Source organism: Lacipirellulaceae bacterium, from assembly GCA_040218535.1.
In the GTDB taxonomy this organism is placed as follows: domain Bacteria; phylum Planctomycetota; class Planctomycetia; order Pirellulales; family Lacipirellulaceae; genus Adhaeretor.
Genome location: JAVJRG010000005.1, coordinates 439,787 through 453,528, shown reverse-complemented (window position 1 = coordinate 453,528; position 13,742 = coordinate 439,787). Strand labels below are relative to the sequence as shown.

Annotated in this window: 12 protein-coding genes and 1 tRNA gene; 3 read left to right on the top strand and 10 right to left on the bottom strand. The window is 55.2% G+C overall.

Annotated elements, in window-relative coordinates:
- Positions 1-207 precede the first annotated feature (207 nt).
- The gene (locus RIB44_02060; protein ID MEQ8615357.1) at positions 208-888 is read right to left on the bottom strand and encodes a phosphoribosylanthranilate isomerase; all 681 of its coding nucleotides are present in this window, start codon (positions 886-888) and stop codon (positions 208-210) included.
- A gap of 229 nt (positions 889-1,117) precedes the next feature.
- On the opposite strand from RIB44_02060, the gene RIB44_02055 reads away from it, so the two are divergent.
- The 3 genes from RIB44_02055 to RIB44_02045 all read left to right on the top strand — a co-directional run bounded on the left by RIB44_02055 (position 1,118) and on the right by RIB44_02045 (position 4,000).
- Entirely contained in the window at positions 1,118-2,848 is a 1,731-nt protein-coding gene (locus RIB44_02055) for an AAA family ATPase (GenBank protein ID MEQ8615356.1), read from the top strand.
- 55 nt (positions 2,849-2,903) lie between these two features.
- Entirely contained in the window at positions 2,904-3,839 is a 936-nt protein-coding gene (locus tag RIB44_02050) for an SDR family oxidoreductase (protein ID MEQ8615355.1), read from the top strand.
- Positions 3,840-3,926: 87 nt separating this feature from the next.
- Positions 3,927-4,000, top strand: a tRNA-Ile gene (locus RIB44_02045).
- A 35-nt stretch (positions 4,001-4,035) separates the two neighbouring features.
- Here RIB44_02045 and RIB44_02040 read toward each other — a convergent pair.
- The 9 genes from RIB44_02040 to RIB44_02000 form a co-directional block, all read right to left on the bottom strand.
- Positions 4,036-4,524, bottom strand: a complete 489-nt coding sequence (locus tag RIB44_02040; GenBank protein MEQ8615354.1) for a hypothetical protein — start codon at positions 4,522-4,524, stop codon at positions 4,036-4,038.
- Between the two features lie 421 nt (positions 4,525-4,945).
- Positions 4,946-6,169, bottom strand: coding sequence for a nucleotidyltransferase (locus tag RIB44_02035; protein MEQ8615353.1), 1,224 nt, complete (start codon positions 6,167-6,169; stop codon positions 4,946-4,948).
- Positions 6,170-6,313: 144 nt separating this feature from the next.
- Complete coding sequence (locus tag RIB44_02030) at positions 6,314-7,159, bottom strand: fumarylacetoacetate hydrolase family protein (protein ID MEQ8615352.1); 846 nt, start codon at positions 7,157-7,159, stop codon at positions 6,314-6,316.
- 7 nt (positions 7,160-7,166) lie between these two features.
- Positions 7,167-7,388 (bottom strand): DUF2945 domain-containing protein, encoded by a 222-nt coding sequence (locus tag RIB44_02025; protein ID MEQ8615351.1) that lies wholly within the window; start codon positions 7,386-7,388, stop codon positions 7,167-7,169.
- Between the two features lie 49 nt (positions 7,389-7,437).
- The gene (locus RIB44_02020) at positions 7,438-8,184 is read right to left on the bottom strand and encodes an SDR family oxidoreductase (protein MEQ8615350.1); all 747 of its coding nucleotides are present in this window, start codon (positions 8,182-8,184) and stop codon (positions 7,438-7,440) included.
- Positions 8,185-8,365: 181 nt separating this feature from the next.
- A complete protein-coding gene (locus tag RIB44_02015) occupies positions 8,366-8,776 on the bottom strand; it encodes a DoxX family protein (protein MEQ8615349.1) in 411 nt (136 codons plus the stop codon).
- A 14-nt stretch (positions 8,777-8,790) separates the two neighbouring features.
- Positions 8,791-9,489: a pirin family protein gene (locus RIB44_02010; GenBank protein ID MEQ8615348.1), complete on the bottom strand. Its 699-nt coding sequence runs from the start codon at positions 9,487-9,489 to the stop codon at positions 8,791-8,793.
- A gap of 71 nt (positions 9,490-9,560) precedes the next feature.
- On the bottom strand, positions 9,561-10,964 hold the full coding sequence (locus RIB44_02005; GenBank protein ID MEQ8615347.1) for a DUF1501 domain-containing protein: 1,404 nt from the start codon (positions 10,962-10,964) through the stop codon (positions 9,561-9,563).
- 118 nt (positions 10,965-11,082) lie between these two features.
- Positions 11,083-13,575 (bottom strand): DUF1553 domain-containing protein, encoded by a 2,493-nt coding sequence (locus RIB44_02000; protein ID MEQ8615346.1) that lies wholly within the window; start codon positions 13,573-13,575, stop codon positions 11,083-11,085.
- Positions 13,576-13,742: the final 167 nt, after the last annotated feature.

Sequence of the window (13,742 nt, the reverse complement as noted above, 5' to 3'; positions counted from 1 at the left end):
GCAAGATTGTGAGGCAACACTTGCAGACGCCAAGAACGGGTTAAAACGCGGTCGTAAGCTAGTTGCGACGGGAAACGTCGGGCCGCCCGACCGAGGCAACGGGGCTCCGTTAACCCTGGGTGTGAAGCTAAAGTATAGGTCACAAAAAGAAAACCGGCAACCGCCAGCTTCGCTAACAGCCGACGTATAAATGCCACCCAGTTAGGGCTACCCAGTCCGGGCAGCATCTTCGAAAGCTTCTTTCGCTGTGCTGACGAAAGTCTGCATTTTCGTAGCGTCCTTTCGACCGGGAGAAGATTCCACTCCGCTAGCGGTATCCACCGCGGCAGGCCTCACCGTGGCGATCGCCTCATCCACATTGTCGGGCCTGAGTCCTCCGGCAAGGATGAGTGGAATCTCGCCGAGCCAGACTCTGTGATCCACCAGGGCTGCCCAATCCACTGTCTTGCCAGTCCCTCCATACTCGTCTGTGGTACGAGCATCGACCAAGACGGCATCGGGAGTGCGCCCGGCTGCTTGGCAAGCCTCGATATCCTCGACAATCGAACTCGTTGGATCGTCACTCGAATCGAGCCTGTGAACACGAATGAGGTCGAATTCTGGGGAGATCTCCGTCAGATACTCAGGCGGCTCGTCACCGTGCAACTGCACCCAAGCCAGTCCGACCGCCCTGGCGACCCGATTCACTTCGTCAGCTGGCGTATTCACAAACACGCCGACTCGTTGGGCGATCAGGTTTTCTTCATGGACGATTTCAATTGCGCGGTCCACGCTGACGACTCGTGGGCTGCGGTGATAGAAATTCAGTCCGATCGCGTCAGCACCCGCTTCAACGGCAGCCTGGGCGTCTTCGGGATCGGTAATTCCACAAACCTTGATTCTAAACATTGCGGGGCGTCGAGATCGTTGAGGTTGAATTGACGACTGATTTTATTCGATGGACGACAGAGACAAGCCACATGTGCACATGCGTCCACCTGCCACCGATCATTGAAAGTGCTGCATCGGTCTGGAGATAGCTTACCTAGGTTGCCGATTCAAAACCACGTAGGCGCTCCCGTTCTCGCGTCGACACCCGCAATTGAGCGAAGGCCGTTTACCCAGGAAGTAGTGATCCATGCCAGCGCGAACCCAAAAGACCAAGAGTCGTCCGTTTCTTTCTGCGCCTGCGGCTCAGCGATACTTTCCAGCCAGTGTGATCGAAGATGCTCGCTTGCGCCTGACCCAAAACATTGAACGTAGTTCAGGTGTCTCCTTGGTTATCGCCGGTGCGGGCCTGGGAAAATCGATGCTGCTCGAAGTTCTCGCGGCACAGTTTGCTTCCGAGCGTCCGGTGATCACTCTCGCCGGGGCGCAGCTTTGCACTCGTCGCGCTCTACTGCAGATGATTCTCTTTCAGCTTGGGTTGCCCTTTCGTGATTTGACTGAAGGCGAGTTACGACTTTCCATTCTTACCCATCTGCAGTCGCAGGCAAGTTCTGCTGGTGTTCCTTCTCGTTTGCTATTGCTTGTTGACGAGGCGGAATCTTTGCCCGTGAGGTTGCTGGAAGAGTTGCGCGTCCTCACCAATGTCGCTCAGGCAGGCATCCCACTTGTTGATCTTGTGCTCGTGGGCGGACCCGCTCTGGAAGAGCGACTTGCCGAGCCTGAGCTAGAAGCACTTAGCCAAAGGCTGGCAGTGCGATGCTACCTAGCTCCTTTCGGAAGAGAAGAAACCATCGGATACATTCGCTCGCAAGTGAATGCCGCCGGTGGCAATCCTGACGATTACTTTACGCAGGACGCCCTCGAAGCGATGTTTGCCGCAACCGATGGGATTCCTCGTCTCGTCAACCAACTCGGCGACCAACTAGCTTGGTCTGCTGAGCAAACCTCCACGCTGCCGATCAGCGCCGCGGCTGTGCAAGCGGCTTGGGCTCAGATTCAACAACTGCCCGCCCCTTGGAATGTCCAAGAGGAACCCCTCGCCGTCGTGACTTCATCACAACCTCCTTCTGACATTGAGATTGAAAGCTCGGTTGAGCCTGCCGGCGAAGGTCTAGGTGAAGCCAACGTGTTCGAGTTTGGGGGTGAAGAAGAGGAAACTAGCGAGGCCTCCATTATCGGAACCGACGAAGAGGCGATGCCCGCCTCCATTCCTTTCTCTCGCGTGGAAGAACGGACCTTGGAGGTTTCAACTGACGCAACGATCGATGCGACAGAGCGGCTGCTCGCCGAGCTTGGTGAACTTGGCAGCAGTGAGGCGGCGTTTGATTTCTCGAGCGACTCGACGATTGCTGAACCTTACTCTACTGCTGACGAGTCGACCTCAGAACCGGACACCTTCGATGATCCATTTGGCGACGGATTCGACGAGGAAGAAATCGTCATCGATCAATTTGGTGACTTTGAGCCCAGCATGCTCGCTTTCGCGCCGGACGTCATGAACTTCATGGACCTAGAGTTCGCTCAAGAGTTGGACACTTTCGCAGCAACTTCGCAGACGGCAACAATCGAAGCAAGACCATCGCTCGCCACCGTAGTCTTTGACGACGAGACAATTGACTCGGAGCCGCTTGAGGTGATTGAGCCAACGGAACTCGATGAACTTGATGAAGAAGTCATCGAAGAAATCGCTCCTGTAGCTGTCAGCGAACTTGCTTCGACTGTGACCATCGTCAAAGACACGGTTGAGGAAGCTCACGCAGAAAGTATCGACCTGGAATTTGCCGAACCAGTTCTGACGCCCGTCGCAGGCGCAGCCCCAAGCAAGTTGCTTGTGCTTGAAGACGATGGACGCGGTGCTGTTGAGATTGTTCCCGGGCGACAGTTTCGACGTTTGTTTAGTACGCTGGAGGCTGGAAGCTGAGCTCTTTCTTAAGACTAGGATTTCTTTGCGGCTAAGCCGCGAGGGCTGGCTCATTATGTCAATCACTCTTGTCACTGGCGGTGCCGGGTTTATTGGATCGCATATCGCGACCACTTTAGTGGAGCGTGGTGATCGAGTGCGTGTGCTCGATAATTTCTCGACGGGCAAGCAGGAGAATCTAGAGCACATTACCAAGTCCGTGGAAGTTTTTGATGCCGATTTGCTCTCCGAGGACGACCTTCATCGCGCTGTTCGTGGAGTAGACGTTGTCTTCCATCAGGCTGCATTAGCCTCCGTGCCGCGAAGCGTCTCGGAGCCGATGCTCTCATTTCAACAATGTGTGACCGGCACAGTCATGCTGCTCGACGCGGCACGACAAGCGGGAGTGAAGAGGTTCGTGTTTGCCGCCAGCAGCGCGTGCTACGGCGACCAACCGACCGCTGCCAAACGGGAGAGCGACCCGGCGACGCCGCTCTCTCCATATGCTGCAGGAAAAGTCGCCAGCGAGATGTTCCTCAAAGCGTTCGCCGAGAGCTACGGCATGCAAACTGTCGCCCTTCGCTACTTTAATGTCTTCGGCCCGCGGCAAGACCCTGAGGGGGAATACTCTGCGGTGATCCCAAAGTTCGTCACACGGATGATCGCCGGCAAGCAACCGATCGTTTTCGGCAACGGACGCCAGTCACGCGACTTTGTCTATGTGGGTGACGTGGTTGCCGCCAACCTACTCGCCGCAGAAGCCGACGGCGTTGCGGGCCAAGTCTTCAACATCGGCTGCGGACGCCAAACGGATCTGCTGGACCTTATTACCGCGATCAACAATTCTTTGGGCACGAACCTAGAGCCTGAATTCCAGCCGGCGCGAGCCGGCGACGTGATGGAAAGCATGGCCGACATCAGCGCTGCCCGACGCGATCTTGGTTACGAGCCGCAGATCGATTTCCAAGCGGGCCTCGACCTGAGCATTGAATACTATCGCAGTGTTGCGTAGGCTTTAGGTTGTTAGGCGGTAGGCTGTCGGGCTCGTCTGCTATTCTCAACCCTACAGCCTATCGCCTAGACACCTATCGCCTACCCAGGGCCCGTAGCTCAGTTGGTTAGAGCAGGGGACTCATAATCCCTTGGTCGGGGGTTCGAGTCCCTCCGGGCCTACTACTTTACCATTGAATTTTCCGTAGCAAAACGATTCAAATCACCTGATCAACCAGCACCGGCATCCGTTCGTGTCGGGTCATGTTTTCATAGTAGACGCTCGCTTGTTGGGTGAGCATGTACACGTGCGGGCGTTTTTGTTGGTCGCGGACGACGATGCCGCGGATGCCCTCTTCGATGTGGAACCAAACACCTTTCTCCAGGCCGAAGTTGGCTGGGATAATGCAGGGTTCGGGGTGAAGCCATTTCCATTTGCCGGCGTCGAAGCTTTCCTGACGGCACCAACCCGTTTTAGGCAGCTTGGGCGTTTTCCCGCCGCGGTTGCCCCACTCCATGATGTGCGTTTGGCCCTCGAACTCCACGGGCAGCATCACGACTGCGTCGGTGAACATGAAGTGCAACTCGGGTTGCTGCTCACTGACGCTATCGTCTTCGCCACGAGCGACAATCCGTTTGGCCAGTTCGTACTCGTCGAACAGTTCTTGTTTCAAACGGGCTTTGAGGATGGAGATACCTTTACACATAAATCACTGATGGGTTGAGTTTCTAAACGCGTTGACGGCGCTTGCCTTTAGCAAATACGATACGAGTCGATTTCGTTTTGCTTCGGTGAGGTGCTATTGTGGGAAATCTGCTTGCAGCCTTCTGTTTCGGACCATTCGCTATTCTTGGTATCCTTACGCTCACTCCCATCCCTATTGTGATGGACAACACTTCTTCTTTCCTCGAGAAGTGTGTTGCACTATCTATCCTTCTTGTAGTTCTAGTCCCAGGGCATAAATACGCTTTTCGAATCTTCAAGAGAATCAAACGTATGGAAAGTCATGAAAACAAGATGGGGTACAGTCGAGGAACTTGGCTTGTACTAATTCCCATATCTTATTTGATTGGTATTGGAATCATGGTTTTGGTTTTGATCGATCCAAAGTAAATCAACAGTGAAGTTCAAAAACACGTCTTCCCAGCGATGTCACAGATATCATAGTCGTTGGCTGGGTCGGCGTGCACGTCCTTAAGGGGCGTCGTCATACCGCTGCGGAGGGCGAACCGTCCGACATCAGCATTAACTTGCTCGATGAGCGTGGTCAGCGACTGGGCGCGCTGTACAAGCCGTTGGTTGCTGACGTGCGGCTGATCGAACAGGCTGCGTTGGGCTTTATTCTGCGACCTCAGCTTCCCAGCGATCACATGCATGTAGTTGACAGCAGCCTCCCGCGGTTGCCAGACCTGGGGCAAGAGCCAGAGTGCCGCCTGGCGGAGAGGCTCCACGGCATTGGTGCTGCCCAAGAGACTCACACGTTGGGCTCGTTCTGGGTGGTGGCGGAACAAGAGTGACAGGGTCAGTTGATCGCAGACCAGCTTGTAGTGCTCGAGTGCCTCGACGAGTCGCTCGACATTCCGCACCACGAAGGCAGCAACGCGATCACGGTCGCAACTCGCCCGACCAATCGAACCGCCACGGCTGACGAACTTGTGTACTGGCCGAGCGATTTCTACGTGCAGCACCGGCGTGCCGTTGAGTTCCCACCAAAGGTCTTCTCCCTTTTTGGTGAGCAGCCAACGGACGAAGGCACGATCGGCTGACGCGAGTTGATCGCAGGTGAGAATCCCATGGCGAGCCAGTTTTCTTCCTGAGCGTTTAGCGATGCCTGTAATTTCTGTAACTGGTAAACCTTCGAGAAGCTCGCGTCGTTCACTGTCGGTAGTGATCGCCCCATAGCCAAACGGCTTGACCGAATCGCTAATGAGCTTGGCGAGGGTTTTGGTCGGCGCTATCCCCACGCTGACGGGCACACCGACTTCTTGCCACAAGGCAGTTCGCAAGGCCTTGGCGTCGCTGGCGGTTGCATTTCCTGAGGTGAAGAACGATTCGTCAATCGAGTAGAACTCAACGCGCGGGCTGTGTCGCTTCACGACGTCGAGCATCATGCGAGAGAGGACTTCGTACCAGCGAAAGTCGCGTTTTACATACACACCCTCAGGGCAAAGCTTGACGGCATCCCAAATCGGTACCCCGGTACCAACCCCGGCAGCTTTCATCTCGTAGCTTTTGGCAATAATGCACGCACCGTGATTCCCAAGCACCCCCACCGGCATCCCAAGCAAATGCCGGTGGCGGACTCGTTCCGCGGAGACGTAAAAACAATCGGCATCGACATGACCAATCATGCTGGAAGTATACTGAACAATTGTTCACATTCCAGTCTCGGCGATGAATTTTGGACAAGAACAATAAACCCACAAGAATTTGAGCTTAGTGAAAGGGCAGAGCGCGGTGTGAGCACCGCGGCGAAACTACGAATGATCGCTTCTTTAGGAAGGCCCGGCTACGACGCGTAGTTCTTGCACTCCCAGGCTCTCGACGCTTAGCCGCATCGTTTGGCCTGGCTTCAGAAACGTCGGAGGAGTCATGCCGAGCCCGACGCCTGAAGGCGTGCCCGTGGAGATGATGTCGCCCGGCAGCAGCGACATGAACTGGCTCAAATAACTCACCAGAAACGCGACGCCGAAGACCATGTGCTGAGTATTGCTCTCTTGTCGCCGCTGGCCGTCGACTTCCAGCCACAGGTTTAGGTTCTGCGGATCAGGAATTTCGTCCTTAGTGACCAGCCAAGGGCCGAGCGGGGCGAACGTGTCGCAGCTTTTGCCTTTCGTCCATTGGCCGGCACGCTCCTTTTGGTAGGAACGTTCGGAGACGTCGTTCATCACGCAATAACCGGCGACGTAGTCGAGAGCCTCCGCCTCGGAAACGTACTTTGCTTGCTTACCGATCACCACGGCGAGTTCGACTTCCCAGTCGGTTTGCTTGGAACCCCGTGGGGTGACTACCTCGTCGTTTGGACCCGTGATGGCACTGGTCGCCTTCATGAAGATCTTCGGTTCGGTGGGAACGGTTGCACCCGTTTCCGCGGCGTGATCGGCGTAGTTCTTGCCAATGCAGATGATCTTCCCGACGCCGGCGACGCAAGGGCCGAGCCTTGCGTTCTCGACGAGAGGCAAATCCTCGGTGTTCAGATTTGCCAAACGCTTCAACGATTGAGGCGCGAGCGTCTCGCCGCCTAGGTCTACAACTTCCTCCTCAAGGGAGCGAATCTTCCATGCTTGATCCAGCAGACCTGGCCGCTCACTCCCGCGTTCTCCGAAACGTACCAACTTCATATCAGCGCTACGAATCTTTCTGAACTTCGGAGTGCGACTTCAGAAGTTGGTCCCCATCCTCCTGCTCAATCAGATAAGCGGGCTCATCTTCACTGGCGTCGCGGGTAACTTCTGAGCCGTCGAAACTGCGAGTTACCTTTTCAGTGAAAGACTCCTCAACTTTCCCATGCCCCCACCCGTTGCCCCATTTCCATTTAACCTTGGTGCCGACTTGATACTTATCCGACATGCTTGAACTCCTTTACGCGTTAATTGTGCATAAGCTCCAGTCTTTGCGATCACATCTGCGTCATCCCACCGTCTACGGTGAGTTCGGCACCGGTGATGTAAGAGGCTGCGTCAGAGAGTAGAAAGGCGGCTGCGTGGGCGATTTCTTCAGGTTCACCAAAGCGGCCTAGTGGAACTTGCGAGCGGATTTGCTCTGTCATTTCTTCCTGCTGCTCGTCGGACATTCCGGTGCGATCGAAAAAGTCGCTGCCGATCGGTCCTGGACTGACGGCATTGACGCGCACTTTTCGTTCCGCCAGTTCACGTGCCAGCACTCGCGTCACGGTACGCAAAGCTCCTTTGGTAGAGTTGTAAAGAACACCGCCTTCCATCCCGAGGTCTTGTGCCACTGAAGTATTGAGGAGGATTGAGCCGCCGTCGCGAAGCAAAGGGCTGAGAACCTTGGCGTGAAGTATCGGACCACGCACGTTGACGGAGTATTGCTCGTCGAACTGCTCGGCACTCACTTCTGTGTGAGGCACGAAAGCGCCGTAACCCGCGTTGAGGAAGATGCCATCAACCTGCCCGAAGTGTTCTTTAACAGCCTCAGCCAGTGCTTCGGCAGCGGCCGGATCGCCGGCGTCGTTTTTCAGGGCGATCAGTCCTCCGATTTTCTGTTGCGCATCGTCCAGCTTCTGCTGGTTCGTGCCCGTGACGAAAACTTGCCCCCCTTCGCTGGCAACCAGTTTGGCAGTCGCCTTACCAATCCCACCGGAGCCCCCGGTAATAACAAAAGATTTCTCTGAAAAGCGTGCCATGGTACTACTCCTGTTGATATTACTGAAGTGAGACGCCTGACACTCCCTCTGTTTCGCTGATAGAGCAAGCTTATGCAAGTGTCAAAATGCTAACCTTTCAGCGGAAAGGCGACATCCGAGCTTTCTCTCAGCGTCAAGCCACCCGCTTTTACCCACTGTCGATTAACCGACATGACCGCATCTAGAAGTCGGGCTCGTTTTTCTTTTTCAGAAGGTAATGATCAATGGCGAATTGTCCTGGGCCCGTGAAGAACAAAACAACGTAAACCGCTAGATACGCGGCTGCCAGTTCTTTCTTCTGCCAAGGATCCCCGCCGTGGACGACAAACAGTGCGATGATCATCGTGAAAGCGAGTGGCAGGCAAGCGATTCGCGTGGCCAGCCCAACGATTAGTAGCAGTGAACAACCAACTTCGGCTCCGATCGCCGCGATGAGGCTCGTGCGAGGTCCCATTCCAATCGGGTCGGCAAACTTCTCCGCCAAAGTATCGAATATCTGCATCTTGTCGATGCCGTGCTTGAGCATCATCAAGCCGAAGGCGAGACGGAGGATCAGAAGTCCCAAGGAAGTGAATTTCTCACGAAGCGTCATGCGTTGTCCTTTGGTCAATTCAAATCGAAGAGGATAATCTCTGCTTGCTCTTGGGCGGTGATGCGGAGTTGAGGCTCGTCGCTCACGGCCGCACCGTCGCTGGTTTGCATGGCTAGCTCGTTCAGCTTGACACTGCCGCGGAGCACTTGCAGCCAGGCATGACGATTTTCTGCAAGGTTGTAGCTTACTGCGCTGTCGGGCGAGAGGCGAGAGAGATAGATTCGCACGTCTTGATGAATCGTGAGAGAACCTTCACCGCCGTCGGGCGAGGCAACCAGACGCAAGTTGTCTGCTAGTTGCTCGTCGGCGAATTGCTTTTGCTCATAGCTTGGCGATAAATCTTGCTCGTCGGGCAATAGCCAGATCTGATAGAAGTGCGTCGGCGAGTCGGAAGAGGGATTGAATTCGCTATGCGTAATGCCGGTGCCGGCTGAAATTCGCTGGAACTCGCCCGGTCGGAGCACTTCACCGTTGCCGAGTGAGTCTTTGTGCTCGAGCGCCCCTTCGAGAACGTAGGAGACGATCTCCATGTTGTCGTGAGCATGCGTGCCAAAGCCGGCCCCCGCAGCGACGCGATCTTCGTTCATCACCCGCAGCGTGCGAAACCCGACATGCTCGGGGTCGTAGTAGGAAGCGAAGGAGAATGTGTGATAAGTGTCGAGCCAGCCGTGGTTGGCGTGACCTCGCTCAGATGCTTTGCGAAGTTGGATCATGGTCTTACTGTAAGTCTTTGCTCTGGGTGGCTGGGGGCGTGTTGAGCGAGCCCTCAGTCTCAACCATTCCACTAGCTGAACAGTTCGTGAACCACCCGCCCATGTACGTCAGTCAGGCGGAAATCGCGGCCGGCGAATTTGTAAGTGAGCTTCTCGTGATCGAGCCCCATCAGATGCAAAATCGTCGCGTGTAGATCGTGAAGATGAACCTTGTCACGGGCAGCAAAGTAGCCGAACTCGTCGGTCGCTCCGTAACGAACACCACCCTTGACGCCACCACCTGCGAGAAACATGGTATAGCCGACGTTATTGTGATCGCGGCCATTGGAGCCCTGCGTGGTTGGCGTTCGACCAAACTCGCCTCCCCAAACAACGAGCGTGTCTTCGAGTAGCCCTCGCTGCTTGAGATCTTGAATCAGGGCCGCAATTGGCTGATCGACTTCCTTCGCGTTCTTGCGATGGTTGGGCTCACAGTTGCCGTGGGCGTCCCACTTATAGCTGTGCGTGACCTGGACAAAGCGGACTCCTGCTTCAGCGAAACGTCGTGCCAGAAGGCACTGGGTGCCGAAGTTTTCCGTCTCCTTCCGGTCCATGCCGTACATGCGTTTGGTCGCTTCCGTTTCGCCGGATAGATCCTGTACCTCTGGTGCCGTGGTTTGCATCCGGAACGCCAACTCGAAGGATTCGATACGGCTTTCCAAATTCTGATCGCCGCCGCTGCGCGAGAGATGCTCTCGATTGAGCTGTTGAAGGACGTCGAGTTCTTGCCGCTGTAGGGTGAGCGGCTGGTGGTCGTGGTTCTTGATGTAGCGAATCTTTGCTTCTTTGGCTCGCGTGCTGGAAAAACCGATGGGCGTGCCGGCATGATGAGCGGGCAGAAAGGCGCTACTCCAAGCATTCGAACCGCCGTGACCGAGCGTCGGGCAGATCGTAATAAATCCGGGGAGATTTTGGTTCTCGGTCCCCAGGCCGTAGGAAATCCAACTCCCCATGCTGGGACGAATGAAGGTGTCGCTGCCGGTGTGAAGTTCCAGCAAGGCCGAACCATGCCGCGAGTTACTGCAATGCATCGAGTTGATGAAGCAGATGTCATCGACGCAGCTTGCGACATGCGGAAAGATTTCGCTGACGTGGATGCCGCTCTCGCCGTACTGGCGGAACTTGAATGGGCTGGCCATCAGGTTGCCGGTCTTCGACGAAGTCACCCGCGGCAGATCGTAGCCGAACGGCTGATCGTGATTGCGCTGCAGTTCGGGCTTGTAGTCGAACGTATCGACCTGCGAGGGCCCGCCGTGCATGAACATAAAGATCACCCGCTTGGCTCGCGGGGCGAACAAGGGCTCGGGGATCGCCGATCCGGCCGAGGCTTCGCTCGACAGTAGTCCTGCCAACGCCAAAGAACCGAACCCCGCACTACTAGTGCGCAGCATGTCACGACGTGAGAGTTGGCCGTTGGTGATCCAGTGGTTGTTCATAGGGTTTGAGGTTTGCAAGTTGGCTTATGGTTAATTCTGGCCACGGATTGCACGGATGACACGGATGAATCAAGAGTTTATACGTGCAATCCTTGGCTAAAAAAACTAGCGTCGCCCATCAATTCAGGTAGAGGAATTCGTTTGAGGAAATAACGATACGCGCGACACTTTGCCAGGCGTTAAGGATCGCTTCTTCGGGATTCATTCCTTCGGTCTTGTTTTGCTGTACTGCTTGATTGATGAAGTCACGTAGCATGCCAAGTTCATTGTCGGTTGGAGGCCGTGAGAGTGCCCTTTGGTAGAGGCTCTCGATACGAGGCTCGGTTTCTGAGAACTCTTCGAGCAGCCGCTCCGCGATGCGACGCATGTTCTTAGCCACTAACGGACTGTTCATCATCACGAGTGCCTGAGGGGCGATGACTGATTCTTGGCGGTCCCCGTTAGGCGTCGCCGGATCGGGGAAATCGAACGCGGTCAGCACATCGTAGACAGCACTACGGTAAATCGGTTGATAGACGCTACGACGGTCGTTGTCGTAGCTATGCGTGTTCGAACCGGTCCCCGTCACATAGGCCCGATCCTTCAGCGGCATGAGCGAACCGTGCATCGTGAAGTCGATGTTATCGCTGACAAACAAAATGGTGTCGCGGATCGCTTCTGCTTCGAGACGCTTTCTGGGGAACCGGTGCAGGAGACGATTCTCTGGATCAATGTCCGTCGCAGCCGGATTGTGCTGCGTACTCATCTGGTAAGTCGAACTGAGCATCATGCGGCGGTGCATCGCTTTGATTGACCAGCCATCCTCAACGAACTTTATGGCCAACCAATCGAGAAGTTCAGGATGCGAGGGACGTTCGCCAAGACGACCAAAATTATCCGTTGTGGCGACAATCCCTGTTCCAAACCGCCAACGCCAGATCCGATTGACCATGACACGCGAAGTGAGCGGGTGGTCTGGCGTAGTGAGCCACTCAGCAAGTTCCAACCGACCGCTCTGCTTCGTTTCGATTGGCTTCGGCTCTTCGCCTTCAATGATGCGGAGGAACTGTCGCTTGGTCTGTGCGCCCTGCGTCAGATAATTACCACGGAGGCTCACCTTCAGGTCTTCAGGCTTGCCTTCGGTGGGAGCCATCACGGTTATTTTCTTGGGGCGAGAGTTCTCACTTTCTTTGACGGCCTTCTCTAACTCTCGCCAGCGTTTTCTTTGCTCCTTCGGCACCCACTGTTGGGGCTTATTGGGAAGTTTAAATTTACCGTTGTTGAAAGCTCGCCGTTTCACTTCATCAGGAACAATGTCGTCCGCCAAGAACGACTTCTTTGCGTGTTCGATCCAGAAATCATCTCGAGCCTTGACGATTGGTTCATGCGTTTTATTAAAGGCTTTCAGCTTGTCGTCGTACCCCTCGGGTTTGACCTCATGCAGCCACACCGGCGCAACCACTTTCAAATGTTGCATCGTCCGCGTCGACTTAAAGATGCCCGCCATCGCGTAGTAGTCCCAGGCTGGGATCGGGTCGAACTTGTGATCGTGGCATCGGGCGCAACCAATCGTCATCGCCATGAAGGTTTGACCGACCGTATTGAGCTGTTCATCGACGATGTCCATTTTCTTTTTCTTGGGATCGTCGTCGGCGATCATCTTCGGCCCAAGCGACAAGAATCCGGCCGCGGAAACGCGATAGAGATAGTCGTCGCGTGTCTCATCGGGCTTCTGCTTGATGAGGTCGCCCGCGAGTTGGTGAGTGACGAACGTGTCGTAGGGAAGATCCTCGTTAAAAGCATCGATCACCCAGTCGCGATATTTGTAGATATGCTCGAACGCCCAGTTTTCATCGAGCCCATTGCTATCCGCGTAGCGGGCGACATCCAACCAGTGGCGACCCCAGCGTTCGCCGTAGCGAGGAGAAGCTAGTAACTCTTCGACGACTTTTTCGAAAGCCTCAGGAGATTCGTCATCCAGGAACGACTGGACTTGCTCAGGGGTCGGAGGCAATCCAATAAGATCAAAGTACGCGCGGCGGATTAACGACCGTTTGTCTGCTGGCGGAGCTGGCTTGAGCCCAGCCGCTTCGAGTTTCGAGAGAACAAATCGATCGATCGGCGACTTCGCCCAAGCCTCGTCGAGAACGGCGGGGAACTCAGGTTCGCTTGGCGGTGTGAAGGCCCAGAAGTTCTTCTCCGCTTCGGTAAACAGCGGCCCGTCTTTCTTGCGGGGACCTCGCAGTTCAGCCTTCTGTCCTGGCCAAATGGCGCCCTCGTTGATCCACTTTGCCAGGTCCTTGATTTCTCTTGCTGAAAGCTTGTCACCCTCAGGCATTTGCAGTTCGGCTTCGCTGTGATTCACCGCGTGAATCAACAGGCTATTTTTGGCATCACCTGGTATTAAGGCCGGCCCACGATCCCCACCGTCGAGGATGGCCTGCAAGTTATCGAGCCGCAAACGAGACTCAGCCAAATCGGCGTTATGGCAATCCCAACAATGCTCGGCCAGCAGCGGACGTATCTTGTTTTCAAAGAAGAGTTCTTTCTCCGGCGACGAAGTAAGCTCTGCTGCATCCGAGCAGCTTTGAGCTACAAGAGCGATACAGCAAATGAGTATCGGGAGTCGCATGGCATCCAGAAGGCCGGAGTAGGAATGTGCGAGGCGGGACTTTTATTGTAACACAGTTTGAACATCCACTGCAAACAAGCTAACCACTTGTCAGGCAACGAGTTCTGTTGGTTGCGTCGACAATTGAACTACGTCACAATAACTGCACTATTCATTCCGATTCTTCT